The following is a 25,060-nucleotide window of genomic DNA, read 5'->3' as shown; positions in this document are numbered from 1 at the left end:
GTTGAGCAACAGCAGCAGGATATAGAACGTCTAGAGAATCTCGTCGAAACACTTACTAAAACCAATCAAGATTTAGCCGGAGCGATTAACAATATTCAAGAACTTGATTAAGTAAACAAAAGATAGATGGAGTGAAGTAAATGAGAAAAAAACCATTAATGAAATATGCGTGTATGCAATGCGAAAGTGAAATGGTAACTCAAATACAGACAAAGGAAAAAGAAATAAAAATGTCTTGTCCATTCTGTCAGGGAGAAGTTCAGGCAGTAGCTGGTCCGTGTGATGATAATGAGTTATTAAATGAAATGGGTTGTCTATATCCAAGTGGATTACAAGTTAGACCCAGTTAAATAGAAAGGATGCTATCCACTCTAAGATAGCATCCGGGCTTTCTTTCTCTCGATTATTTGCTCATACTTTAATCCTTTTATGATTAATTCAGCAATTGCTTGAGAACGGTTATCTTTTCGTTTACTGAAACGATAATCCTCAATTTTTTCTAACAAAATAGGTGTCAACGATATTGTAGTAGTTGGTTTAGATGAATCTTTTCGAATATGGGCCATAGTGTATTCTCCTTTATTTTTAAAATTACGTAATACGTTATTAAGATTTGTCGTTTTCTTTATCTTCTTTAAGATGCTTATCAAGTAAAAATTCAATTTCTTTTGCAATTGAACGCTTATTCTTTTCTGCTCGTTCTTTTATAATTTCAAAAAGTTCTTCATCCATTCTTAAAGTAAAACGTTTTTGTTCGTTTTTGGTCATGTTTATGACTCCTTTCATTGTCTTTTTGACACCATTATAAAACATAATTAATGACTTGTAAAGACAATTGACGTCATAAACGAAAAATGGTAATATTATCTTATGGAGGTGACGTCACTAAGATGACAAACAATGACAAGAAGAGGTTCACTTTGCGTCTAAATTCGGATATTTGTAAAAAGGTAGAAAAGGAGGCGAAAGAACTGGGGCTTACGCAAAACGCTTATATTGTTATGGTTCTACACAAGGAATTAAAAGAAAAAGTCTGATGCTCGCAACATCAGACTCAAGGAAACGTTCGTTTTTATTAGTATATTCCCTGCGGTCAATTATATACCTTATTTTTCATTTTGACCACAGGGAACGTGTGTTCGGAATTGGGAGGGTGAAAAGATGCAGAAAAATTACTTCGCTATTATCCCTGCAAATGTCCGATATGATAAAGATTTAACTCCTAATGCTAAGTTACTTTATGGAGAAATCACAGCATTGTGTAATGAAAAAGGATTTTGCTGGGCTACAAATAATTACTTTTCTGAATTGTATGGTGTCAGTAAGAAATCAATATCCAAATGGATTAACCAGTTAATTCAAAAAGGATATGTATCTTCTGAAATTCAGTTCAAAGAGGGTAGTAAAGAAATCTTCCATAGGTATTTACGAATTGTTCCATACCCTACGGAAGAAAAGTTCCATACCCCTATGGAAGAAAAGGTTAAAGATAATAATACAGTTATTAATAATACATTGAATAATACAAAAGAATATAAACCTTCTCGTCGCAAACAAGTTTACGACAAGGACAGCATTCACTATCAACTCGCCTTAAGATTATTTGAAAACATCTTAGCAAACAATCCAGATTTTAAAAAACCGAACCTACAGAATTGGGCTAATGATGTTAGGTTGATGATAGAGAGAGATAACAGAACAGAAAAGCAGATTAGTTATTTAATGGATTGGGTGCAAAATGATTCTTTTTGGAAATCGAATATCTTGTCTGTGTCCAAGCTTAGAGACAAATTTGACCAGTTAGCAATGAGGGCTAAGGAAGAATCAGTGAAGAGAAGTAAACCTGTTGAGAATCACGTACCGAGAGCATATCAAAGTTTACAAGATTGGGCGTGTGAGGATGAACCGCAAAGAGATTATTAATTTACTAGGAATAGCAACAGCAAATTTTCCTAATATGCAAAATAAAGAGATGACACCAACAGCTATATTATGGGAAAAGTCATTGTCTGACCTTTCGTATGAAGTAGCTGAAAAAGCAGTAATTAAAGTATTGTCTACATCACGGTTTTTTCCAACTATTGCTGACATAAGAGAAGCTGCAGCACAAATAACACAACCGAGAACCCTAGACGCAATGGAAGCATGGGGATTAATAGGACAAGCTATTCGGAAGTATGGATTTTATCGACAAAAAGAAGCGATGGAGTCTCTGCCTGAAGATGTACGAGAAATGGTTAAGAGATTCACTTGGCGTGAACTGTGTTTGAGTGAAGAACCAGAAATCTTGAGGGCGCAATTTAGAAAAGCGTGGGAAATCCAAAGTAAACGAGCAACTGAATTAAAAGCTTTGCCTATTGATATAAGAAATCTTATTGAAGGGGTTTCAGAAGGGATGAAGCTAATTGAGTAGTGAAATAACTTTCGAAAAGCAGAACAAGGCACGGATGGAGAATTACTACCTGCGTAATCGAAGAAATATTATTTATACATCACTAGAAGAAATCGAGGACACTGATTGGTTTTGGTGTCCTTCCGAGATAGAGAAGTTCGATAATTTATGGAATGAAGGTAAGCCAATTAAAGAAATGGCTCGAGAATTGAACCGTTCAGAAATCGCAGTATTTTTACAGTCTTTAGATAGGATTTATAGAGGGAAAATAAAACCAAGAGATTGGAGGATATGGTAATGAATATAAATTTTGAAAATGATCTTCGCCATAATATTAGTGACAAAATGCTTCGTAATCTTAAAAAAGTATCCTACAAACAAGACGATTTCGGTATGGATAAGTACCAAGAACCACTTCATCCCAGTTACAACTATAACTGGATAAGTATGACCATAGAAGAGTTGTCAGATGCGCTGAAATATTTGCAATGTGAAATGGATCGGAAATCAGATGTAATAAAACTGTTAAAAGCTGCGACTCATCAAGAAAGTGTGGGAGAACTTAAAGAGTACATCAAAACAGTTCTTGAAATATTGGAGCTTGATGGTACTGGGAAGGAGTAAGACATGTTAGTAGCCGAACAAGTACCAACAGTTGAAGAACTAGTAAAGGAAAACGAAAGACTTGTTCACTACGTTGTAAAGAGATACATCAAGAGAGGAAAAATGTTAAACATCGATTATGATGACTTGGTGAGTGAGGGTATGATTGGTCTTTTGAAAGCAATTGAGAGGTTCGATGAATCTTATGGAGTTAAATTCTCTACTTATGCTGTTCCAATGATACAAGGTAATATTCAAAGGTTTTTAAGAGATATTAATCCTGGGGCAAAATATCCAAGAAAAATAAAGGAAATAGCCAATAAATTAAATGGTGATGAATCTGTTGAAGAAATTTGTGATTTATTTGGTGTAACTGAAGAATTAGCGAAAGATGTATTGGGATTCAAACGAAATTCGTATGCAGTCTCTTTAAACAAGCCTACAGGTGATGATGAAGGAAAACAAACGACTATTGAAGATTTAGTTCCATCCGAAGATGATTTTTCGAGTGTGTATGTGGAGGAATTTTTTAATGTACTGGATGATGAAAAATTAAAAACTATTGTTAATGGTGTTATGTCAGGTAAAACACAAAGTGAAATTGGACAGGAAATAGGTGTTAGTCAAGTTCAAGTTTCAAGATTATTAAAAAATATTCAACAAAAATATTTGGATTTTGAGAAAGGGGAATTGGTTGTGAAGAAAGCAAATATTACTGAAAAAAATTATTTAGACTTAAAATCTCAAGGTCTTAAAGATAAAGAAATATGCGAGAAATTCAGTATTTCACTTGCTACTCTGTACAATTACAAAAAAACTTGGAAGCAATCACAACCAGAAGTAAAGATAAAAACAAGTGATAAAGAAAATGAATTACATTTATTAATTAAACAGTTGAAAGAAAAACTCGAAAAAAAGGAAATAGAGGGAACGGAGAAAGATACTCTGATTTCTAAACTCGAAGCGAAAATAAAGGAGTTGGAGGGGATAGGTTCTGCTTGTGATGATGTGGAATATGAACTTAATTCGGTTGTGGAAGAAAGAGAAGAATTGCAAAAACAAGTTTGTCTCAATAGTTATACAATCGAAAATCAAAAGAAACGGATATCAGACTTAGGGAAAACACTTGAAAAGTACGAAGAAGAAAACAGAGTCTTGAGAAAGCTTGTTGCTTTATGGGCATAGAGTTCAGTCCATATCCAAAGAGTAAGCAGTTGAAAAGAAGAACTACTCCTACTAAAAAGGTACGAACCAAAATTACGGATAAAGAGTACAATCGGATGATTGATGAGTTTGGAGAGTTTTGCGTGATGTGTGGTCGTACTCCAATTGAAGCGCATCACATTGTCTTTAGAAGTCATTTCGGTAGTGGCAATTGGAGAAACTTGGCTCCATTATGCGATAAGTGCCACAAGAAAGCGCATAGACAAAGAGAATTTGCTGATTTAATCAGGGATATGCGATCAGAGCGATTCGGTTCAAACTTTTGGAAAGATAAGTATTCATTGTATAAAGAAGGTCTTATACCGGACACAGAGGATGAAACATACGAGAGTTTTATGCTTGAAGAGGAAAAAAGACAATAAAACACCATTATAAATTATAAGTCAAATATGATATTTAACAAGAGAACATTTGTTTCGGAGGTAATGATAAATGATTAATAACGTGACATTAGTTGGACGTCTAACAAAGGATGTGGAGCTTCGCTTTACTCCGTCAGGTAAAGGGGTAGCTACTGGAACGATAGCAGTAAACAGAAGTTTTAAAAATGCCAACGGAGAGCAAGAAACTGATTTTATAAATATTGTCATCTGGGGTCGTGCTGCCGAAAACACTGCAAATTTCACAAAGAAAGGTTCTCAAATTGGGTTAACAGGAAGAATCCAAACGAGGTCATATGACACTGACAACGGAAGAAGATACGTGACAGAAGTGGTTGCGGAATCCGTTCAGTTTTTGGAACCGAAGAATGGTCAACAACAAAACAATAAAAATAATCATTCTGCCGGCCCATTTGCTAGTGGTGGAAATATAGATATCGATGATTCAGATCTTCCCTTCTAAAGGTGAGCAATATGTACTTTGAGGATGCAACCAAACAACAACTATTACAAATGGAAGGAGAAAGAAACATGAATCTAAGTAAACTCTTTGAAACTCAAAAGATATTCAGAAACCGAATCAAATACGAAGGTGAAGATAGATTTGAAAAGCTAATCCTTGCTCTAATGGTGGAGCTGGGAGAATGTGCGAATGAATGGCGAGGGTTTAAGTTTTGGAGTAAGAACCAAGAGCCGAGAACAAAGGTTCAAGACCCTCATGCATATCCAATAGTTAATAAAAACCCACTTCTGGAAGAGTATGTGGACGGGCTCCATTTTATTCTTGAATTAGGGCTCGAGTATGAATTAAACGATTTTAAATACGCTGTATTTATTTGTGACAGTGTAGAAAAACAATTTATTTACTTATACAGAGCTACAACGGATTTGTTTGCTCAGGATAGATTAGATCGTTCGTTGCATAATTACAGAAATTTAATTCAATTGTACTTTGGTTTGGGCGAAATGCTCGGCTTTACTTGGGAAGAAATCGAACAAGCCTATTACGAAAAGAACAAGGTGAATCATCATAGACAGGACGTGGGTTACTGATGAATAAAGAAGAATTAATCACTGTTATCTTGTTATGGACAAGATTTAGCGAAGAGTATTTAAGGGGATTGAGCAAGAAAGAACTAGAGAAAATTTATCAGGAGCGTGTGGAACGTGGGTAAAATCGCTTCAAGAAAAGTAGTTATTGACAATATCGAGTTTGATAGTTTAACAGAAGCAGAATTCTATATGTATTTAAAAAATCGTAATGATGTCGAAGCGATTTATCTACAACCTCAGTTCACCCTATTAGAACCATTTGAAATTAGTTGTGGCCGTTGTTACATGGGAAAAGTTAAATCTCCAAAAACAGGAAAAATGATTAAGTGTAAAACTTGTGGAGGAACCGGTGTAAGAACACGCCAAGCATGGACATATAAGGCTGATTTTGAAGTATGGTATAAGGATGGGGAAATTGCTGTAATTGATGTAAAAGGATTTGCTAATGAACGATTCCCTTTAGTTCGAAAAATGTTCGAAAATAAATTCAAACATGAATTACTGGTTGTAAAAAAAACCAAAACAGGGTGGAAATATGTTTAAGGAGCTGGTAAAGGATGGCTCAAAAGAAGGATTGGACTGAAGAATATCTTGTAGAACTGGTTAAGTATAACAGCATGTTAAAAGAGATACCCTTAGAAAGTCGTATCCAACGAATTGAAGTATTATCCAAGCAATTGGTTTTAATCGGGAAGTTAGCAGCTGAGTTTTCAGAACGGTACAAAAAAATATACGCTACTCGCAAAAGAGTATATGCAGAAGCTGAGATAGCGGCACCTAAAAATAAACAAGCTCATGCGGAGTTAGCAGTAACAGAACTAAGGGAAGAAGAAGCACAAGCTTACGGAAATATGAAACGGTGGAGCAATGCTTTCGAAAGCACGAAAGAAGAAATTAACGCATTAAAGTACAAAGTTAAAATTGATATAGAGGATGGTTCGTCAAGGAGGGGTAGTTAGTGACGACGGCAGTTAAATTAAAAAAAGCAACCTTCAAACACATAGAATCAGAACTATACAGTTATCACGACACCTTAAGAGAAATCGAAGAACTAAGAAAAAACATCATGTTCACGAGGGAAAATGATGATGAGAATATTGGTGGTGGAAGAAGTTCTTTTGTTTCTTCTCCTACAGAACGGACGGCTACAAGACTTGTCACTCATAAAAAATTGAATCGTCTTGAAGAGGTAGCGAATGCGATTCAAAAAGTTTACACAGGATTGCCGGAGGATTATCAAAAGTTAGTTAGATTGAAATACTGGACAAGGCCGCAATTAAAAACATGGGAGGGGATAGCAAAAGAAATCCCAGTGAGCAGAAGAACAGCTTTTAACATGAGGGATGAAATAATTAATTTGATTGGTGAAGTTTTGGGATGGAGATGAAACGTTGCACTATTATTGCACTTTTGGGCTAATTTACCATGATATTATGATAGTGTAAGGAAAATGGTTAGCGGAAACTAACCTATCGAATTATTGGTAGTAAGATGTAGTTCAGAGGAAGGCGGTACTCTCAAAAGAGGGTGTCGCCTTTTTACATAGTCGCTTGTTCTTGTAGGATAGGGGGTATCCCTGTCGGTCAGTACGTTCCACGTATTGCCTTAAAGCAAGAGGGGGCGACTTTTTATATTGGAGTACCTGAAAAGGTGGGAAATCAATCGACATTTGTTGCCAAAGTGGGGGGCAGTCGATTAAAAAGGATGTGATTAAATGGAGCTTCATCAAAAATGGACTGATGGAGAACATAAAACGCTTTTAGAATTAAAAGAAAAAGGCAAAACATCACAAGAAATCGCAAACGAGTTAACAAATAAATATAACTTATTATTTACTGCACCGGCAGTGAGAGGGCGGCTGGGAAGAGTTAAAAACAAAATCGAATATGCTGACAGAAAAAATGTAGGCAACACGATAGAAGAATATATAGAACATCTCATCAAACACCAGGAGGAACTACAGCGATTTGACGACAGGCAAACATCAGTCACGTTAGATATTAAAGATGACAAGCCGATAGGAATCGTGTTTACAGGTGATTGGCATGTAGGAGGACTCTACACAGCCCATAAGGACATGCTAGAGGACTTTAAAGTGATGAGTGAAACAGATGGACTTTATAACATCACAATGGGTGACTATGCAGACAACTACAATTCAGGCAGTCATAAAGGTGGTATGTTTGAACAGATTGAGAATCCAGATGTACAAAAAGATTTAATTGAGTACATGTTTAAAAACTTTCTAGGAGAAAGCAACCTTGCGGTATTAAAAGGGAATCATGATCAATGGGAAGTTAGGGAAACATCAGAGGACTTTGTAAAACATCTAGCTCGACTCATTGAATCTCCTTATCTATGGTATGGTGGAGAAATCAATTTAAGGTTAGGCAACCAAGTATATAAAATTATTGCGCGGCACACGTACTTAGGCAATAGCGCATTAAATACGACGAATAGCCAAAGAAGGTTATTTGATGAGACTCAAGGTGATGTAATTGCGCTAGGGCATCTGCATTACAATGAGGTTTATAGCAAGTCAAAGGCGGGGAAAGACACCGTATGGATTCGCACAGGAACGTACAAAAGGACTGACGACTATACTCAGTGGGTGATAGGCGGTAGTGGCAAAGGCGATATTCGTCAGCCGATGGTTATATTATTCCCAAAAGAGAAGAAGATATTAGATTTTAGAGACATGTATGATGGCATTAAGTATTTGAGATTGCTGAGAGAACATAAAGAAAGTGCATTAGCATGAATACAAGAATAAGCAAAATTAAATCTTTAGACATTATAAATAGATGGTCTGCTGCTGAAATGGAATATAAAAAGTGTATAAAAGCAAATAAGAAAGCGATTAGGCGGCAACGCAGGACATTAGAGAAACAGATGCTTAGGCAGGAGGTAGGTGATATGTAGTGAAACTCACTGAAAAGCAAAAGAGATTCGCAGATTATTATATAGAGAGTGGTAATGCTACTGATGCTTATTTGAAGGCTGGATATAGCGTAAAGAGTGCTGATGTGGCGAAGGTGAACGCTAGCCGGCTGCTAACGAATGCTAACGTCAAAACATACATTGATGAACGAATAGCCGAAAAGGATAATAAGCGTATAGCTAAACAGGATGAAGTGTTAGAATTCCTCACTAATGTACTTAGGGGAGAAGTGCAAGAACAATTTCCTTTAGGTTTGGGCATGGGTGAGCAAAAGCTTGTCAAGAAAGAATTGGATGGTAAGGATAGGATTAAAGCTGCCGAACTATTAGGAAAACGATATGCTATGTGGACAGATAAGCAGCAAGTAGATGGAAATATCGGTGTTACAATAGTAGATGATATAGATGACTAGGTTATCTAAAATAATCGCTCCTTCATTCAAAGGAGTTCATCTCGATTTAAAAAGAGAAGGTCATACACATTATTGGTTAAGTGGTGGTCGCGGGAGTACAAAATCATCATTTATCGCAATCGAATTGATTATTGGTATTATGAAAGACCCAAACGCTAATGCGGTTGTCTTGCGTAAAGTCAAAGATACATTAAAAGAATCAGTCTTTGACCAATTAGTTTGGGCTATTGATTTATTAGGGGTTGAACAATATTGGCACATTCCTGATGCAAAGCTAGTTATAACTTATATTCCTACTGGCCAACAGATACGTTTTCGTGGAGCCGATAAGCCAAAGAAGATAAAGTCCATGAAGTTTGCTCGTGGATATTGTAAATATATATGGTACGAAGAATTAGACGAATTTACCGGCATGGAAGAGGTTCGGATGATAAACCAATCTCTTATGCGTGGCGGAAAGAAATTCGTCGTTTTTTATTCCTATAACCCTCCACAATCCTCTAATAACTGGGTGAACACTGAGAAGTTGTTAACCCGCGAGGATAGATTAGTACATCATAGCAATTACCTTACAGTTCCAAAAGAATGGTTAGGCGAACAATTCATCGTAGAAGCTGAACATTTAAAAGAAACCAAACCAAAAGCTTATGAACATGAATATTTAGGTGAAGTTACTGGCACAGGTGGAGAGGTCTTTGACAATGTTAAAATTAGACGGATTACCGATGAAGAAATAAAAGAGTTCTACAATATCAAACGTGGGATTGACTATGGGTATGCTACAGACCCGTTTTCTTATATTGTGGGGCATTTTGACCGAAAGAAGAGAAGGCTTTATCTCTTTCATGAGTATTATAAGGTTCGTTTATCCAATCGTGAAGCTTATGAACATATCAAAGAAGAAAACACTGATAATGACATGATTAAAGCTGAAAGTGCAGAACCAAAAAGTAACCATGAGTTACGACAATATGGATTAAAGATTACACCAGTTAAAAAAGGTCCTGACTCTATCAAATATGGCATTAAATTTCTTCAAAGCTTAGAAACTATCATAATTGATGATACACGTTGCCCAGAGACCGCAAGAGAGTTTCTTCAATATGAATTAGAAAAGGATGCTAATGGCAACTTCAAAGCGGATTATCCTGATAAAAACAATCACTCGATTGATGCGACTAGGTATTCACTAAATGATGAGATTATGAAATTCAAAGAAGAACAACAGAAGAAATCTGACCCAGACAATCCAACACCGCAAGAAAAACATACTAAAGCAGTAAGGCAGATGACAGGCGGTACACCACAAGTAAGTGCATTTACAGATTGGTAGGTGATTATATGCAATTTTTTTTAGGACTACTTACAGCAGTAGTCTTTTTTGTGTTGTTATCTGGTGCTGTGTATATCGGATATAGAATCGGAAAAAAGAAACCGAAACCTCAACCGATTGATGAGGATGAACAAAGAAAAGCTAAGCAATTGCAACAGGACTTTATTAAATTGATGAACTACAACGAAGAGATAGCTTTACAACGAAAGAAGGTGAATGAATGAGTGAACGTACAAAAGATTGGGATTTATACGAAGCTGGGAAGAACTACAATAACCGTTTAGAGCCTAATTATTATGATACGGTTGATGCAAACTTAGCGTTCTTTCAAGGCGACCAATGGCGTAACTTGAAAACCGATAAGATGCCGAAACCAGTATTCAACATCATTAAACGGATTATTACATTCCAAGTTGCTTCGTTAACATCTTCTAAAATAAAGATAATGTTTGAGCCATTATTATATTCGGAACAACCAGTCAAACCCCCAGAACAAAATATTGACCCAATGATGGGAGGTATGCAGCAGCCAATTGACCCACTGTCACAAGTGAAACCGAGTGAGATTGCTAATGCACAGGTACAGAATCTTTTTGAAAAATTCAAAATGGATTTTAAGATAAAAGAAGCGTTATTTGATGCTGCTATTACAGCAGATGCATGCGCGCATTTTTATTTTGATGTATCTAAGCAACCATATGGAACTATGCATGAAGCAAAAGGCGAAATTTGTATGGAGTTAGTTGATGGTACAAATGTATTCTTTGGTAACGCAAATAATCCAAGAGTTGATGCACAACCGTATATTATCATTAGCGGCCGTGACATGGTGGATAATCTGAAAGAAGAAGCAAAACGTTATAAACAGAAAGAGCAAGACCTTAAGAACATCACAGAGGATTACAACTACGAGTATCAATCTGGCGACAGTGGAAAAATCGAAGTTGAAGCGGATGATTATGGTAAAGCTCTTTACATTATTGTGTACCGTAAGAAAAAGGTAAAGCGCAAGAAGCTGGACGAGTTTGGAGAACCGATGCTCGATGAAGAAGGTCGAGAAATCACAGAAGAAGTTGAAACCATCACAGCTACTAAGAGTGTGGAGAATGCTTATATTTACAAGGATATTGACACAGGGTTATCTCATTACCCAGTGGCATGGATGAATTGGGAGAAACAAAAGAATCAATATCATGGCAGAGCTTTGTGTACGGGTATCTTACCTAATCAAATTTTCATCAATCGCATGTTTGCAATGGTTATGTATCATTTGATGATGACGGCTTTTCCAAAGGCAGTATACAACGCAGACATAATTGAGACATGGAACAATGAAATTGGTGCTGCTATTCCATTACACGGAATGGATCCAACAAGTAATATAAAAAATATTGCGGGTTATCTCGAACCTGGTAATATGTCGAATCAGATTGTGCAAGCAATAGAATTGGCAATGGCATACACAAAAGAGACGTTAGGAGTTTCGGATGCGGCTCTAGGACAAATTGACCCTAAAAATACATCAGCTATCATTGCTGTACAGAAATCAAGTGCTATTCCATTGGAGAACCCTAAATCTAATCTATATGAATGGATAGAAGATATAGGGAAAATTTTGTTTGATATGATGGGAACTTATTATGGCCAACGTCCCATTTCGATGGAAATAAACGGAGAAAAGCGGGTTGTTGAGTTTGATTTTAGTCAGTTTAAAAATATGTGGTATGACGTTAGAGCGGATGTAGGGGAGTCTTCCTACTGGTCTGAAATTGCATCTATCCAGACTCTTGATAACCTGCTTAATAATGGTCATTTAGATATTATCAACTATTTAGAACGAGTACCAGTTGAGTACATTCCACAAAAAGAAGAATTGATTGCGGATATTAGAGAGAAAATGCAAATGGCGGAACAACAAGCTAATGACCCAGCAAATTTAATCGCTCAACTGCCGCCTGAAGAACAGCAAGCCTTTATGAGCGCTCCACCTGAAATCCAACAACAAATATTAGCACAAGTACAGCAACCACAGGCGCCTATGATGTAGGTGTTTTTATTTTGAGGAGGAATTGATAATGAATTTTGGTCAAGCTTTAGAAGCGGTTAAAAATGGTGAAAAGATATTTAGAATAGGTTGGAATGGGAAAGACATGTACGCTGTCTATCAGAAGGGGTATCCAGATGGAATTCCATGTAATAAGCAGACTGCTGAAGCGTGGGGGTTAAAAGAGGGTGATTTATTTAAAGTTCGTCCATATCTCCAACTCAAAACAGCACAAGGTGACCATGCTATGTGGACACCGAGTACAAGCGATATTTTAGCAGAAGATTGGGAAGTTATTAAGTAACAGGCTAGGAATGAGAGTTTCCTAGCCTTTAAAATTATCAGCCTACCATAGCTGAAAGGAGTTAAAAATAATGGAAAATATCGCCAACCATAGCGAAGATTTATTGAAGTTAGACTTACAATTTTTTTCAGAAGATGAAGTGATTTTACCTGATGATTTCGAGGAATCCCCACCACAGGCAGAAGAAACTCAGGAGCAAACGCTTGAAGTAGAAAATAGTGACCAACAGGAAATTAATCCAATGGAGGATATAGAAGAACAGTCACAAGAGGAAATCACAGAGCTTGAGCAGCCGCAAACTTTAAAAATTAAGTTTAATCATGAAGAACAAGAGATTCCAATTGATGAAGCTGTGCCATTGGTCCAGAAGGGTATGAACTATGACAAACTTCAAGAACGTTTGAATCAAATTGAAAGTGACCCTAGATTGTCTTTCGTTGAAGAATTAGCCAAAGAACAAGGGATGAGCCCAGAAGAGTATATCGAATCCTATCGTCAGTGGCAGGAACAAGAAAGGCTCAATCAATTAGTTCAACAGAACATTCCAGAAGAATTGGCTCAAGAAATTTTAGAAAGTCGTAAGTTTAGGGAAACTCAAAAACAGCAGGAACAGCAGAAAAAACAAGAAGAGAAACAGAAGGAAGAAGCGCAGGAATTTTTTGAATACTTTAAACAGGTGAATGATAGGGATTATAACCCTGAAAAAGACCAAATTCCACAAGAAGTATGGCAAATGAACGCACAGGGAGTTCCGTTGAAATTTGCTTACATGCAGCATCACAACAACCAACTGTTATCTCAAATTAAAGTGTTAAAACAAAATAAATCGAATGAAGAAAAAGCACCTATCCAAGGAGTTACGACGCATGGTACTACATCAGTAGAAGCCGAAGATGACTTCTTAAAGGGCTTTAATTCTATTTAGGAGTGATAATCAATGGCAGTAAATTTAGCGAGTAAATATGAGAAAAAAGTAGACGAAAGGTTTAAATTAAAATCTCTCACGGAGTCAGCAGTAAACCGTGATTATGATTGGGCTGGAGTTAATGCGATTAATGTATACTCTATTCCAACTGTAGCAATGAACAACTACACAAAATCAGGTTTAACACGTTATGGTACAGCAGCAGAGTTGGACAACAATGTACAAACATTAACTCTAACTCGTGACCGTGCTTTCACCTTTACTATTGACCGTGCTAATTACCAAGATACTCAAATGGTTATGCAAGCAGGGAAAGCTCTAGCTCGTCAAATTGATGAGGTAATTGTGCCGGAAATTGACACATATCGTCTTGCAACAATGGTGGCTGCGGCAGTAGACAATGGTCATACTGATGCAACAACACCTACAAAGGACAATGCGTATGAGTTGATTTTGAAAGGTACTGAGGCATTGGATGATGATAAAGTACCTCAAGGCGGTCGTTTACTTTATGTAACTCCAGGATTCTTGAATCTTATTAAGTTAAACCCTGATTTTATTAAGTCCACTGAAATCGCGCAAAAAATGTTGATTAATGGACAAGTTGGTGAGATTGATAATTTAAAAGTTATTAAGGTACCGACATCTTATATGCCAGCGAATACACCGTTTTTAATTACTCATCCAGTTGCAACTGTAGCGGCAAATAAACTAGAAGATTACAAAACACACGATAACCCACCAGGTATCAATGGATGGTTAGTGGAAGGTCGTAAGCGTTACGATGCATTTGTATTAGACAATAAGGTTAATGCTTTATATGCACAACAAACAGCATCTGGTAGCTAAGGAGGGGTATGAATGATTACATTTAAAACAAAAGATGGAAAATATAAATTAGTGGCTCGTGATGAAATACAAGCTGCGGCATTTATAAAACAAGGTCTAATTCCTGCAACTAAAGAAGATTCAGCAAAGCTGCAAAAAAAATAATGTTTCAAGGGTAGGAGAACCTACCCTTTTTTATTTGTAAATGAGAGTAGGTGATGTAATGGCAGTAACTGCAAGACAGGTTTATGACTTGGCACTGGTACACATTGATGAGGTAATGGATTCGGGTAAAATCGCACCACGTCAACCAAAATATTATGAAGCACGCGCAAAATCTTTAATAACTGTTTTACAAACTGAATTATTACCACAAGGAACTGAACCTGTCATAATCACTGACTTAAATCAAGAAATATCTCTGCCGGACAGAGTAGCGTTATTAGTCTTGCCTTATGGTTTGGCAGCTCACTTGTTAATGGTGGATGACATGGAAATAGCTTCATTTCTAAATGCACGATATGAAGAACTTAAAAATAAGTTACCATCGAAAATTATGCCCATAGAAGATGTTTATTACACGTTAGGTGGGATGCTGTAATGGCGCAGTTAAAACCAATTCGTAGAGCGCAACCACCATTATTACGGTTTGAACCATTTAAAGGGCTTAACACAAGTGATACTCCAACTCAAATAAACCCATCACAATCACCTGACATGCTCAACATGATAATTGGGTTAGATGGTTCTATCCAAAAAAGAACAGGGTTTGAACGAGTTTTCGCGGAGTCGTTGGGCGATGGTCCGATTAATGGGATTTTCGAATATAAGAAAGTTAATGGAGATACATTTTTTCTGTTGGTGCATAATACAAAACTTTACAAAATAGATGAAGAACCTGTTGAGATTTATGAAGGGTTGGCAAAACAACGAGTTAACTTCTTTGTTATGAATGATAAGTGTTATCTAATGGACGGAGTGCATTATCTTGTTTTTGATGGAGAAGAAGTTAAGGAAGTAGAAGCTTATATACCAACAATAGCAATAAGTAAAGATCCTTCTGGCGGAGGTTTCTCTTATGAAGATTTTAATTTGCTGGGTAGTGGTTTTAAAGATTCCTTTTCTGCTGATGGTACCGCAAGAGAGTATGTGTTATCGCTAAGAGATTTAGATGACACAGAAGTTAAAGCTACTGTAAATGGCATTGATAAAATTGAAATCACAGACTTTACTGTAGACCGCATAACAGGAAAAGTTACATTTAAAACAGCGCCTGAGAAAGGGACCAATAATGTCATCATTACAGCATATAAGACATTTGATGTTGAAATGAAGGACTTTTTTAATGGGGATGGTAAGAAAAAAGAGTTCCAACTATCTCGGAAAGAATTAGATGAAGAGCCTGTCACAGCATCATGGGATAAGGGTGTTAATTTTAATAAAGTAGAAGGAACAGATTTCACAGTAGACCGAGAAAAAGGCACAGTAACTTTTAACACAGCTCCACCATCAGGGACTGACAACGTTGTGATTAAATCTTTCAAAAAAACGGGGAATTTTAAAAATCGAATATTACAATGTCGATTTCATGTGTTTTTTGGCGGTGCAAATGATACTAGGGTGTTTGTTAGCGGAAATAAAGAAATGCCTGAATATGTATGGGCAAGTGGATTATATGATCCAACATATTTCGAAGAGAATCGTTTCTACAAATTCCCTGATACGGTTAAGGGATTCGCAAAACAATATGACTATTTAGTTGTTGAGAGAGAAAGAGGGAAACATCAAATATCATTTGAATTGAATAATGGAGTATCTAGTTTCCCGTCAAGACCAATTAATGACCAAGTAGGTACTTTATCCCCAAACAGCATTCAAATAATTGAAAATAATCCAGTTTCGTTAACAAAAAACGGGGTGTATCGTTTACTAGCATCAAATGTAAGAGATGAAAGAAATGTTCAACACATTTCGGAGAATATAGACCGTATGTTACTCAAAGAACCTAATCTTGAAGAGGCTATATCAATTGAATATGACCAAAAGTATTGGTTAGGTATTAATGGGAATGTTTATATATTCGATTACATGGTTGGTGAATGGTATGTGTTTGACAATATTCATGCATCTTACTTTTTTGAAAAAGATAGAGAACTATATTTTGGCAGCTCGAAAAAAGGGCTTTTATATAAATTTAAAAGTGTAAATGATGTTTTTCCATATAATGACGACGGTCATTTTATAAATTCTTACTGGAAGTCTGCGAAAGTAAATTTTAACATGGCAGAAATGAATAAATTAGTACAAAAATTGTTCGTAACAATGGAGCCAATGCGCCATACTTCATGTAATTTTTATTATGTGAGTGACATGGTGAGTTTTCCACGAAATAAAAGCAATTTACCTGATTACGCAAACTTCAACTATGGGAAATCGCTGTACAATGATAAAATTTTCGACGCAAAAACAGAGTTTATAGACAGCGCTCGGAATGAATGGTTCGATTATGAAACAATTGACTATTCATTATGGACATACAATACGTCTGAAGAACCCGACGTCATTATGATGAAGGTAAAAGCGAAGAAAATTGCTTATTATCAGTTAGTCATTCAAAACACTAGGAAAGATGAAGGGTTAAAAATAGACAGCATGACATTAAAATTCATTTATCAAAACTATAGAAAGTAGGTGGGATAATGCCTTTTCCACAAATGCAGGGTTTTACTTTTAACCATAGCGATCAACAAGACGCGCTCTACACAGAGTATACAGCACAGCAAATAAAGGCATTGTTTGACAGTCGTGGAGATGAATTACGTACTGCGCTGAATTTGCTAATTAATGCATTAAACTCAACTCAAGGGGCAGGAAATATTGGTACTACATCTATTCAAGATATTGATGGAGAAACCATTCAAGAAATGCTCAAGAGTATTCGTGACAAATTAAAATCTAAGATTAATGGTTCTAGTGGTGCTGATTTCGTTAACGCTACATTAATTGAAGGACTTCAAGGAGAAACCGTTCAAGCTATTTTAGAATCACTTAAAACCTATGTCGATAATAAAAGAGCTATCAATATACACGCTGACCCAATCGCTGTTGGTTCGGGTAATACAGTCCAAGCACAATTAGCTTGGTTACTATCTCAAATCGCTGTAGCAGCTACAGGAAATATTCCAGATGGTTCAATTACAGAAACAAAACTTGCTCAAGCAGTAGTTGATAAAATAAATAAAGCATTATCTAATGTTGGTGTATTGACTACTTTACTAACAAACGACAAATCAAGTGCTGTTAATGCTATCAACGAATTAAAAGTAGTTTTAGATGACAAACAGGATGCTCTTCCACCTGAAAATAGACGAACAATAACATTTGGCACAGATGACCCTATAGGCGGAAATGATGGAGATATTTACTTTCAGTATGAATAGGTGATGAAATGACTAAGAAAACATGGGTTAATGTCAATGGTACGTTTAGAAATGTTAAGTCTGTTTGGGTGAAGATTAATGACATTTGGAAAAAATGTGTACCTAAAGGAAAAGTTGATGGCATTTGGAAAGAATTCATTATTTATATGAAGAAGCTATATACAGATGGAGTAGAGGAAGTACCGTTTGAAGGGATTGGGACAGGTTCTATAACAAAGTATAGTGACCGAATGTTTATCATTGCCAGTGGTGGTGTTCAAACGAGAGAACGAGTTGTTACTGTAGATATGATTGACATTACTGCGTTTAATAAATTATTTATCGAGTGGTCTTTCAATAGAAAAATCGGTGCTAATAGCGCGAGATTTGGCGCAGTATTACAAAAATCAGGGTATGGTGGTAATATTTTTTACAATTCCAGTCAATCTTTTTCAAAGAAAATTGATTTTGTAGACATAAGCCAATTAAGTGGTGAGTTTTATTTATATGCTGAAGTATTTCAAGGCAATGCTGATTTTTCCGGACCTGAAGTAAATGTTTATAAAATGTGGTTAGAATAGAGGTGGTTGCTAAATGTTTTTAGAATATGAAGTTAATACTAGACAAGTGGTAGAAATTCATGAAAATATTCCAGAATTGAAACAAGGTTACGATTATGCAATAACTTCTGAATTTGAAATAGGCGATGAGTTTGAAAAAACAATTTGGATTAATATAGTTGATGAAAATAAAAATTTGTTATCCTATTCAGCTATACGTAATAATCCAAATGCTAAACGGCTTTTAGAGGAAAATGCTTTATTGAAAGCGCAAAATACTGAATTGATGCTAGCTGTAGCAGAACTAGGCGAAACAAGTGAAAAAAGTATAATTGAAACACAACTAGCTATAGCAGAATTAGCAAAAATAATTACAGGCGAGGATGATATTAATGGCTAAAGTCTATTGTAATTTAATCAAATTGGGATTATGGCAAATTGATAATGTTCCGATACTATGGAGAATTGAAACACAGGAATTATTGAACACAACACCTTAAGGTGTATTTTTTATGACCTAAAGAGGGTGAAGTATAATGACAACTACACATATGGATAATATTCAAAATATGAGACAAGACAAAAACTTTTTGAATTCTGAATATCAAAGGGCGCAAAATGTCATCACAGATAGAAAAAATCAAGGTTTAGACATTAGTGCACAACAGCGCTATTTAAATACAATTAATCAAATCAATAAAGCTAATTATGGTGGAACTGGATTAACTAGTCAACACTCAAATAACAATACACAACCTTCTTATCAGAATAACAACAAAATGAATTATCAACAACATTATAGTCAACCAGTTATTAAAAAGGAAGGGCAGCTATATGGAAATGCTAATATGAATTTTAATAAGTGGAATGACTTAAACGATGTTATGAGTCAATTGTATAAGGTTGGTGCAAATTTAAGTGGATACTCAATGAATCAAAATATAAATGGTTCACAAGTAAGTGATTTATATAGTTACTTTCAATCATTGCATAACAGAGCAAAAGAACTAGGTTTTCAAGGTGAAGTACAGCCGGGTTTAATGACAGGAAGTCATAGCGACCCGAATTTTGTTAGCTCATATGACAGAGGGTTTGGGTATATGACTAACAACCCTCAATACCAATCTACTCAGTTAAATAATAATTTTAATTATTATAAAACCCAAGAATTAAAGAAGAGAAACCCATACGAGCAACAATTTTCACCACAAATTCAACAATTACGAGAAATTATGGCTGCTAATGGACTATTTAACTCGTACAGGTAAAGAGGTGATAATATGACAAGCACACATATGGATACAATAACAAAACTTCGGCAAGATAGAGGATTTTTGAATTCTGAATATCAAAGGGCGCAAAACGTATTAGCTGAAAGAGAGAAGCAGGGTTTGGACTTAAGCGCTCAACAAAAATATCTAAATACAATCAATCAAATCAACAAGGCAAATTATGGCGGTTACGGAATTGCACAACAACCTTTTAATCCGGATTACTTAAATCAGTTTAAAGACCAAATCAATAACATGTATGACCAACAAAAAAAATCGCAATTAGAGCAATTGCAAGCACAGCGAGATAAAGCAATTGGTGAAATCAACCAACAGAAGTCACAAGTAGCTCCGCAATATCAGCAAATGAGGAATCAAACCGATGCTAATAATATGCAAAATATTCAAAGATTACGTGAAGTTATGGCAAGTGCTGGGCTTAATGCTACTGGTGAAAATGTAACAGCACAAGTAGCGCAAAATAATCAACGTTTATCAAATATAAATGCATTGAATATTCAAGAGCAACAAACGATTGATGATTTAAATCGCAGGATAGCTGATATAAATAATCCGTCAGAGTTAAATGCATTAATCTCAGCACTCGAAGCTGAGAGAGCGAGGTCATTGTTAGATTTTGGATTAAGAGCAGATGAAATTGGCTATAGCCGTAATCGAGATGCTCTAATGGATCAACGTTATCAAAATGAACGGTCTTACCAGATTGGTAGGGATGCAGTTTCAGATAAGCGTTATGACCAAGAATGGGCATACAGGAAAGAACAAGACGCTGCAGAAAAAGCATGGAGAGAATATGTCTTTAATAATATGTCTGCATCAGAAAAAGCGCAGCTTGAATGGGCGAAGAAGCAATACGGAGAAGATATGGCTTGGAGAATGTACGAGCTTAACTATCAAGGTGAGTTGAATAAATCTCTTGCTCAAGCTCAATTAAATGCATACACGGGTTTTAATCAAGCTCAGGGAGGGGGTGGTTACTCGAATAATTACAAAACCCAACAGCAATCAAGTAAAAGTTCGACATTCCCAACTTTCCAAAAACATATGCAGCAAGCTGTTCAAATGGGAGTTCCGTCTTCGTGGGTTCCTGCTCTCACTGAATTGGTTGGTCGTGAATCGTCATGGAATCCTAATGCGAAGAATCCTAAATCCACTGCTCATGGATACGGTCAGTTCTTGAAATCGACACGAGCTAACTATGAAAAGAAAACAGGCTTAAGTTATTCTAATCCTGTTCATCAGTTGGTAATGATGGCTCAATACGTTAAAGATAGATACGGTACTCCTGAGAAAGCTCTTGCCTTCTGGGATAAAAATAAGTGGTATTAAGGCGGTGTGATAATGTCCTTAGATGAAAAACGTTACAAACAATTATTCGAGCAACGTTTCGGGTCCGGCTCTTTTGATGCCGGACTTTCTCGTGCTCGTGAAATTGGACAATTACAAGCACAAGCTGAAATTGCAAAACAACAATACAATCAAAGAATCAAGGAATCTAATAAAAAAAGTCATGAAGATGCTTTAGGGTTGTTCGAAGGTTCAGTATATAATCAAAATGCAGAACACGAACTTGAAGAAATGATTAAGAACCCGAAGAAAAATGGAGCTGCTCGAAACGCAGAAGCTATTCGTAATGACCCATCTTTGCAAGAAGCGATTAAAAGACGTGGAGTTTCTGTAAATGAGTTTATTGATGCTATGTATAATGCGGCAAGTGGTGGCCAATTTCGCTCAGAACGCCAATTTAAGGGGTTTAATGCAGAACTAAAAAAGAAAAATTCAGCAGCGAAGAAAAAAACTGAGGAAAAGGATATTCTTAAAAAATACAACATTGATATATCTGGCCAATCATCCAAACCGAAAGAAAAGAAGGATAATAAACTTCTTGCTGATATATTTACACCTTTAAAGCAATTCGGCAAAGGGATTAAGAATGTATTTGATGGTGATAAAAATACAAAGTTTTCTGATGCTTTTGCCGAATTAGTTGACATAGGCATGAAAACAGAACGTAGTCCTATCACCAAAGAAATAACAAGAGGACTGACTCGTACTGCGAACACAGGTACATTAGGAGCTTTAGACCAAATTTTTAAGGCTACTAATGAAGGAGAACGAGCTAGCCAGTTTGAAAATGATAATCGAAGCACTGCTGGGAAAGTCGCTGATTTTGGTTATGATGCGTTAGGTTATTTAATTCCTGGTATGGGGGCTTATGGTGCGTTGAATGCAACTAGAGCAGGAAAAGGACTAACTCAATTTGGAAATCAAGGTATTAAACAACGTATAGGCAGTGAAGCAGCAAAAGGAGCTATCACAGGCGCAGGATTAGCAGGCGGCGAAGTGGCTGTGCGAGAAGGTTTAAATCCAGAAGACTATACAGCAAGAGACAATCTTTTGCACTTAGGTATTGGTGCAGGAGCGGGGGCTATTGCTGACCCTGCTTTATTTGGGTTAGGTCGATTAGCACAAGGTGGTTTGAGCAGATTTGCAAAAGGTGATGTTCCTGCATTTAGTGGTAATGCAAGTCAAAGTGTAGTTGATAGCTTGCCATCATCAAGCACTGGAAGGTTAAATGGTCAGTCAAATGAATTGTTTGAAAGGTTATCAAATGTTCGCAGACCAGAGAATCCTAATCCTTTGCGTGAGTTTGAACAAGTAAGAGCGCAAGATCCATTACGTGCAGGAAGGGATTTTGAACCGATTGGAGCAACACCTGCAGGAAACAACAGATTGGTTCGAGTGCCGGAAATAGACAGAACTCCTATTGATATTCCTAATCCGAAAGAAATTGTAAAACGTCAGATAAATGTTGATGGAAAAAGAGAAAAATCCAAATGGTCATTTGATAAATTCATGACTGCTGTAGTAGATGATTTAAGACCATTGGATAAAGCAACTAGACAATTAGGCGGCAAAGACCTTAATTTTGAAAACAACCCTTATACACAAGCTCGTTTAGCTCGTGGTGTAGCAGGAAAAGCCGAGACATACTTAAGGGGTGGAGTATACAACGAACAAGGTCAAAAAATTGGGAAATCGCTTGAGGAAATCATCAAACCAATTGAAAATAAACTGGACGATTTTCTTGCATATTCTACTTCCAAACGTGCTTTGGATTATGATGATAAAAGTTTAATCGCAGGAATTAAGCCGAAGGATATTGATGGTATGAGCGACCGTCAACTAGCAGATGCGACTATCCGTCAAATCGAAGCTGAATCACCTGAAATGAAAGCCGTACATGATGAATTAGTAGCATATAACAACCGTTTAATGGATGACCTAGTTGATGCGGGAGTATTAGACGAAGCGACTGTTCTCAGATTAAGAGAAGAAAACCCTAACTATATTCCGATGTTTCGTGTTCAAGAACCAAAAGCAAGAGGGTTTGAACCGTTAACTAATCCTAAACGTACCTATGCTAATTTAGGTGAGCCAATCAAAAAGCGTACTGGTTCAGAAAAAGAAATCATCAACCCTATAGAAAGTATTATTAAAAATACTTACCTTACTCTTAATATGGCTGAACGTAATCGTGTAGGACAATCATTACTTGAACTAATCGAAAATGCAGGAGAAAACGGTTGGGGAAGAGTAGTAAAACAAGAAAAAGGGTTATCAGTTGATGAAGTAGGCAAGGTATTAGATGAAGCAAATGCGCAGCTTAATGATGGCACATCAGATGCTGTTGATAATCTATTCAAAGGCAAAGGGAACAAAGTGTATGTGTATAAAGATGGTCAAAAAGTTGAAATGGAATTACAAGAAGACTTATACAAGGCTATGCTTGCTCTTGACGCACAAAAGCAAAACTTCTTTATAAAAATGTTAGGAGTTCCTACCCGCATGTTGCGAACAGGTGCAGTGTTATCACCTGACTTCGGACCAGTCAACATATTCCGTGACCAATTCTCAGCATACGTCAACTCAAAGTATGGTTTTAAGCCTTTTGTTGATATGTTTAGTGGATTAGCCAATGTATTGAAAAAAGATGATGTGTACTGGTCTTGGAAAAATGCAGGGGGCGCAAATTCAGTACTTTCCACTTTGGATAGAGAATATTTGCAGCAGGACCTTCGTAGAATGGTAAAACAATCATTATGGGATAACGTTAAGGATAATGCAAAGAACCCATTAAGAACCATGTTAGAGCCTTTACGAAAAGTATCTGAAATCACAGAAGAAGCCACTCGATTAGGAGAATTTAAAAAAGGTCTTAAAAAAGGTGCAACACCAAAAGAAGCAGCTTATGCATCACGTGACCTTATTGATTTTAATCGTGCTGGAACTCACGGAAGACAGTATAATCAAGTTACAGCTTTCTTTAATGCTGCAGTTCAATCTATTGATAAACTTGCAAGAACATTTAAAGAAAATCCGAAAGGTGCTACTGTAAGAGCTTTAACAGGAATTACTCTTCCTTCTGTCGTCGCTTACATGTATAATCATGATAAGGAATGGTATAAGGAAATACCACAACGAGAAAGAGATTTATTTTGGCACTTTGAAATTGATGATCAGATTTACAAGCTACCCAAGCCATTCGAAGCAGGAGTATTATTCGGCACAGTAGCAGAACGTGTTTTAGATGCATTAAAAACAGAAGATCCAGAAGCTTTTAAAGGACTAGGAGATGCGCTTTTTGATGCTTTTACACCTTCGTGGATTCCAACAGCCATCACTCCATGGATTGAAACCTATGCGAATCGTAGCACATATTTTGATTCTCCTATTGTACCAAGGCGAGAACAGGATTTATTGCCAGAAGACCAATATGGACCATATCAAAGTGAATTATCCAAAGCCTTTGGGAAACTGACAAAAACATCACCACGTAAAGCAGAACATGTATTTAAAGGCTACACTGGTGGTCTAGGAAAATACTTCTTGATGGGTACAGATGGAATTGCAAAAGCAGCAGGAAAAGATATGCCAGAATTGCCGGATAGAGGTATGGCAGATATGCCAATTTTGAACCGTTTTGTTGTTAAAAATCTTGAAGGTAGTAATCAAAGTGTTGATGATTTTTATAGTCGCATGGACCAACTAAGGCGTGAAAATCTATCTGCTAAGAAAAATAATCCTGACCACGAAAATTCAGAGGTTTACAAGGATATTAACAAAATCAGTAGAGAAATAAGTCAACTTCAAGCTGAAAAACGTGCGATTATCGAGTCAAAAGAAATGGATGGTAAAGAAAAAACTCGTATTATTCAGCAAATTGATAAAGCTATTACGCAACTTGCAAGGATTGGAAATCAGATTCAATGAGGTGATTAATCTGAAAAAGGGTGTTCGTTCGTTTTTGTTAACAATCGGAGGATTAGCACTAGGGTTAATTTTTTAC

35 protein-coding genes are annotated in these 25,060 nt (G+C 36.4%); 33 read left to right on the top strand and 2 right to left on the bottom strand.

Annotation, left to right across the window (positions count from 1 at the left end):
• The first annotated feature begins 140 nt into the window (after positions 1-140).
• A complete protein-coding gene (locus tag PZE06_RS05565) occupies positions 141-350 on the top strand; it encodes a hypothetical protein (RefSeq protein WP_137744575.1) in 210 nt (69 codons plus the stop codon).
• Between the two features lie 21 nt (positions 351-371).
• Here the strand turns inward: PZE06_RS05565 and PZE06_RS05560 are convergent, their stop codons facing one another.
• Positions 372-566 (bottom strand): hypothetical protein, encoded by a 195-nt coding sequence (locus PZE06_RS05560; protein WP_137744574.1) that lies wholly within the window; start codon positions 564-566, stop codon positions 372-374.
• A gap of 40 nt (positions 567-606) precedes the next feature.
• On the bottom strand, positions 607-768 hold the full coding sequence (locus PZE06_RS05555; protein ID WP_150948166.1) for an Arc family DNA-binding protein: 162 nt from the start codon (positions 766-768) through the stop codon (positions 607-609).
• Positions 769-890: 122 nt separating this feature from the next.
• Here PZE06_RS05555 and PZE06_RS05550 point away from each other — a divergent pair, with 122 nt between their 5' ends.
• The 32 genes from PZE06_RS05550 to PZE06_RS05395 all read left to right on the top strand — a co-directional run bounded on the left by PZE06_RS05550 (position 891) and on the right by PZE06_RS05395 (position 24,984).
• Positions 891-1,037, top strand: a complete 147-nt coding sequence (locus PZE06_RS05550; RefSeq protein WP_191963543.1) for a toxin-antitoxin system HicB family antitoxin — start codon at positions 891-893, stop codon at positions 1,035-1,037.
• A 124-nt stretch (positions 1,038-1,161) separates the two neighbouring features.
• Positions 1,162-1,923, top strand: coding sequence for a helix-turn-helix domain-containing protein (locus PZE06_RS05545; protein WP_150948172.1), 762 nt, complete (start codon positions 1,162-1,164; stop codon positions 1,921-1,923).
• Positions 1,901-2,413 (top strand): replicative helicase loader/inhibitor, encoded by a 513-nt coding sequence (locus tag PZE06_RS05540; RefSeq protein ID WP_137744569.1) that lies wholly within the window; start codon positions 1,901-1,903, stop codon positions 2,411-2,413. The genes PZE06_RS05545 and PZE06_RS05540 overlap by 23 nt, the downstream gene beginning before the upstream one ends.
• The gene (locus PZE06_RS05535; protein ID WP_150948175.1) at positions 2,406-2,690 is read left to right on the top strand and encodes a hypothetical protein; all 285 of its coding nucleotides are present in this window, start codon (positions 2,406-2,408) and stop codon (positions 2,688-2,690) included. The genes PZE06_RS05540 and PZE06_RS05535 overlap by 8 nt, the downstream gene beginning before the upstream one ends.
• Positions 2,690-3,016 carry a hypothetical protein gene (locus PZE06_RS05530; RefSeq protein WP_150948178.1) on the top strand — a complete coding sequence of 109 codons (327 nt, stop codon included), beginning with the start codon at positions 2,690-2,692 and terminating at the stop codon, positions 3,014-3,016. The genes PZE06_RS05535 and PZE06_RS05530 overlap by 1 nt, the downstream gene beginning before the upstream one ends.
• 3 nt (positions 3,017-3,019) lie before the next feature.
• The gene (locus tag PZE06_RS05525) at positions 3,020-4,180 is read left to right on the top strand and encodes a sigma-70 family RNA polymerase sigma factor (protein WP_150948181.1); all 1,161 of its coding nucleotides are present in this window, start codon (positions 3,020-3,022) and stop codon (positions 4,178-4,180) included.
• A gap of 29 nt (positions 4,181-4,209) precedes the next feature.
• A complete protein-coding gene (locus PZE06_RS05520) occupies positions 4,210-4,581 on the top strand; it encodes an HNH endonuclease (RefSeq protein ID WP_225310606.1) in 372 nt (123 codons plus the stop codon).
• Between the two features lie 70 nt (positions 4,582-4,651).
• Positions 4,652-5,062, top strand: a complete 411-nt coding sequence (gene ssb, locus PZE06_RS05515) for a single-stranded DNA-binding protein (protein WP_150948187.1) — start codon at positions 4,652-4,654, stop codon at positions 5,060-5,062.
• A gap of 68 nt (positions 5,063-5,130) precedes the next feature.
• Entirely contained in the window at positions 5,131-5,652 is a 522-nt protein-coding gene (locus tag PZE06_RS05510; protein WP_150948190.1) for a dUTP diphosphatase, read from the top strand.
• Complete coding sequence (locus PZE06_RS05505; RefSeq protein ID WP_150948192.1) at positions 5,652-5,774, top strand: BH0509 family protein; 123 nt, start codon at positions 5,652-5,654, stop codon at positions 5,772-5,774. The genes PZE06_RS05510 and PZE06_RS05505 overlap by 1 nt, the downstream gene beginning before the upstream one ends.
• Positions 5,767-6,195, top strand: coding sequence for a DUF1064 domain-containing protein (locus tag PZE06_RS05500; protein ID WP_225310607.1), 429 nt, complete (start codon positions 5,767-5,769; stop codon positions 6,193-6,195). The genes PZE06_RS05505 and PZE06_RS05500 overlap by 8 nt, the downstream gene beginning before the upstream one ends.
• Before the next feature lie 14 nt (positions 6,196-6,209).
• On the top strand, positions 6,210-6,611 hold the full coding sequence (locus tag PZE06_RS05495; protein WP_137744558.1) for a hypothetical protein: 402 nt from the start codon (positions 6,210-6,212) through the stop codon (positions 6,609-6,611).
• On the top strand, positions 6,611-7,039 hold the full coding sequence (locus tag PZE06_RS05490; RefSeq protein WP_150948197.1) for a transcriptional regulator: 429 nt from the start codon (positions 6,611-6,613) through the stop codon (positions 7,037-7,039). The genes PZE06_RS05495 and PZE06_RS05490 overlap by 1 nt, the downstream gene beginning before the upstream one ends.
• 327 nt (positions 7,040-7,366) lie before the next feature.
• On the top strand, positions 7,367-8,413 hold the full coding sequence (locus PZE06_RS05485) for a metallophosphoesterase (RefSeq protein ID WP_275791637.1): 1,047 nt from the start codon (positions 7,367-7,369) through the stop codon (positions 8,411-8,413).
• Positions 8,410-8,574 (top strand): hypothetical protein, encoded by a 165-nt coding sequence (locus tag PZE06_RS05480; RefSeq protein ID WP_191963158.1) that lies wholly within the window; start codon positions 8,410-8,412, stop codon positions 8,572-8,574. The genes PZE06_RS05485 and PZE06_RS05480 overlap by 4 nt, the downstream gene beginning before the upstream one ends.
• A complete protein-coding gene (locus PZE06_RS05475; protein WP_150948203.1) occupies positions 8,574-9,005 on the top strand; it encodes a terminase small subunit in 432 nt (143 codons plus the stop codon). The genes PZE06_RS05480 and PZE06_RS05475 overlap by 1 nt, the downstream gene beginning before the upstream one ends.
• Complete coding sequence (locus PZE06_RS05470; RefSeq protein ID WP_150948205.1) at positions 8,998-10,338, top strand: PBSX family phage terminase large subunit; 1,341 nt, start codon at positions 8,998-9,000, stop codon at positions 10,336-10,338. Before PZE06_RS05475 ends, PZE06_RS05470 begins: the two co-directional genes overlap by 8 nt.
• Positions 10,339-10,346: 8 nt before the next feature.
• The gene (locus PZE06_RS05465; RefSeq protein ID WP_150948209.1) at positions 10,347-10,562 is read left to right on the top strand and encodes a cytochrome c-type biogenesis protein CcmH; all 216 of its coding nucleotides are present in this window, start codon (positions 10,347-10,349) and stop codon (positions 10,560-10,562) included.
• Positions 10,559-12,385, top strand: coding sequence for a portal protein (locus PZE06_RS05460; RefSeq protein WP_150948210.1), 1,827 nt, complete (start codon positions 10,559-10,561; stop codon positions 12,383-12,385). Before PZE06_RS05465 ends, PZE06_RS05460 begins: the two co-directional genes overlap by 4 nt.
• 28 nt (positions 12,386-12,413) lie before the next feature.
• Positions 12,414-12,686 carry a DUF2829 domain-containing protein gene (locus PZE06_RS05455; protein ID WP_150948213.1) on the top strand — a complete coding sequence of 91 codons (273 nt, stop codon included), beginning with the start codon at positions 12,414-12,416 and terminating at the stop codon, positions 12,684-12,686.
• Positions 12,687-12,756: 70 nt separating this feature from the next.
• The gene (locus PZE06_RS05450; protein WP_150948216.1) at positions 12,757-13,611 is read left to right on the top strand and encodes a hypothetical protein; all 855 of its coding nucleotides are present in this window, start codon (positions 12,757-12,759) and stop codon (positions 13,609-13,611) included.
• Positions 13,612-13,623: 12 nt separating this feature from the next.
• A complete protein-coding gene (locus PZE06_RS05445; RefSeq protein WP_150948217.1) occupies positions 13,624-14,460 on the top strand; it encodes a N4-gp56 family major capsid protein in 837 nt (278 codons plus the stop codon).
• A 12-nt stretch (positions 14,461-14,472) separates the two neighbouring features.
• Positions 14,473-14,604 (top strand): hypothetical protein, encoded by a 132-nt coding sequence (locus tag PZE06_RS05440; protein ID WP_263641547.1) that lies wholly within the window; start codon positions 14,473-14,475, stop codon positions 14,602-14,604.
• Positions 14,605-14,662: 58 nt separating this feature from the next.
• The gene (locus tag PZE06_RS05435; protein ID WP_150948220.1) at positions 14,663-15,040 is read left to right on the top strand and encodes a hypothetical protein; all 378 of its coding nucleotides are present in this window, start codon (positions 14,663-14,665) and stop codon (positions 15,038-15,040) included.
• Complete coding sequence (locus PZE06_RS05430; protein ID WP_150948223.1) at positions 15,040-17,130, top strand: DUF2460 domain-containing protein; 2,091 nt, start codon at positions 15,040-15,042, stop codon at positions 17,128-17,130. The genes PZE06_RS05435 and PZE06_RS05430 overlap by 1 nt, the downstream gene beginning before the upstream one ends.
• Before the next feature lie 8 nt (positions 17,131-17,138).
• Positions 17,139-17,879, top strand: a complete 741-nt coding sequence (locus tag PZE06_RS05425) for a hypothetical protein (RefSeq protein ID WP_150948226.1) — start codon at positions 17,139-17,141, stop codon at positions 17,877-17,879.
• A gap of 8 nt (positions 17,880-17,887) precedes the next feature.
• The gene (locus PZE06_RS05420; RefSeq protein ID WP_150948229.1) at positions 17,888-18,439 is read left to right on the top strand and encodes a hypothetical protein; all 552 of its coding nucleotides are present in this window, start codon (positions 17,888-17,890) and stop codon (positions 18,437-18,439) included.
• Positions 18,440-18,452: 13 nt separating this feature from the next.
• Complete coding sequence (locus tag PZE06_RS05415) at positions 18,453-18,818, top strand: hypothetical protein (protein WP_150948232.1); 366 nt, start codon at positions 18,453-18,455, stop codon at positions 18,816-18,818.
• Complete coding sequence (locus tag PZE06_RS05410) at positions 18,811-18,918, top strand: CD1375 family protein (protein WP_263641548.1); 108 nt, start codon at positions 18,811-18,813, stop codon at positions 18,916-18,918. Before PZE06_RS05415 ends, PZE06_RS05410 begins: the two co-directional genes overlap by 8 nt.
• A 36-nt stretch (positions 18,919-18,954) precedes the next feature.
• The gene (locus PZE06_RS05405; protein ID WP_150948235.1) at positions 18,955-19,686 is read left to right on the top strand and encodes a hypothetical protein; all 732 of its coding nucleotides are present in this window, start codon (positions 18,955-18,957) and stop codon (positions 19,684-19,686) included.
• A gap of 12 nt (positions 19,687-19,698) precedes the next feature.
• The gene (locus PZE06_RS05400; RefSeq protein WP_150948238.1) at positions 19,699-21,039 is read left to right on the top strand and encodes an aggregation-promoting factor C-terminal-like domain-containing protein; all 1,341 of its coding nucleotides are present in this window, start codon (positions 19,699-19,701) and stop codon (positions 21,037-21,039) included.
• 12 nt (positions 21,040-21,051) lie between these two features.
• The gene (locus tag PZE06_RS05395; RefSeq protein ID WP_150948241.1) at positions 21,052-24,984 is read left to right on the top strand and encodes an LPD38 domain-containing protein; all 3,933 of its coding nucleotides are present in this window, start codon (positions 21,052-21,054) and stop codon (positions 24,982-24,984) included.
• Positions 24,985-25,060: the final 76 nt, after the last annotated feature.

Source organism: Robertmurraya sp. DFI.2.37, from assembly GCF_029211245.1.
GTDB classification, from domain to species: Bacteria; Bacillota; Bacilli; order Bacillales; family Cytobacillaceae; genus Robertmurraya; species Robertmurraya methanolica_A.
Note: the sequence above shows the minus strand (reverse complement) of the source record. Positions and strands in the feature narration are given on the sequence as shown.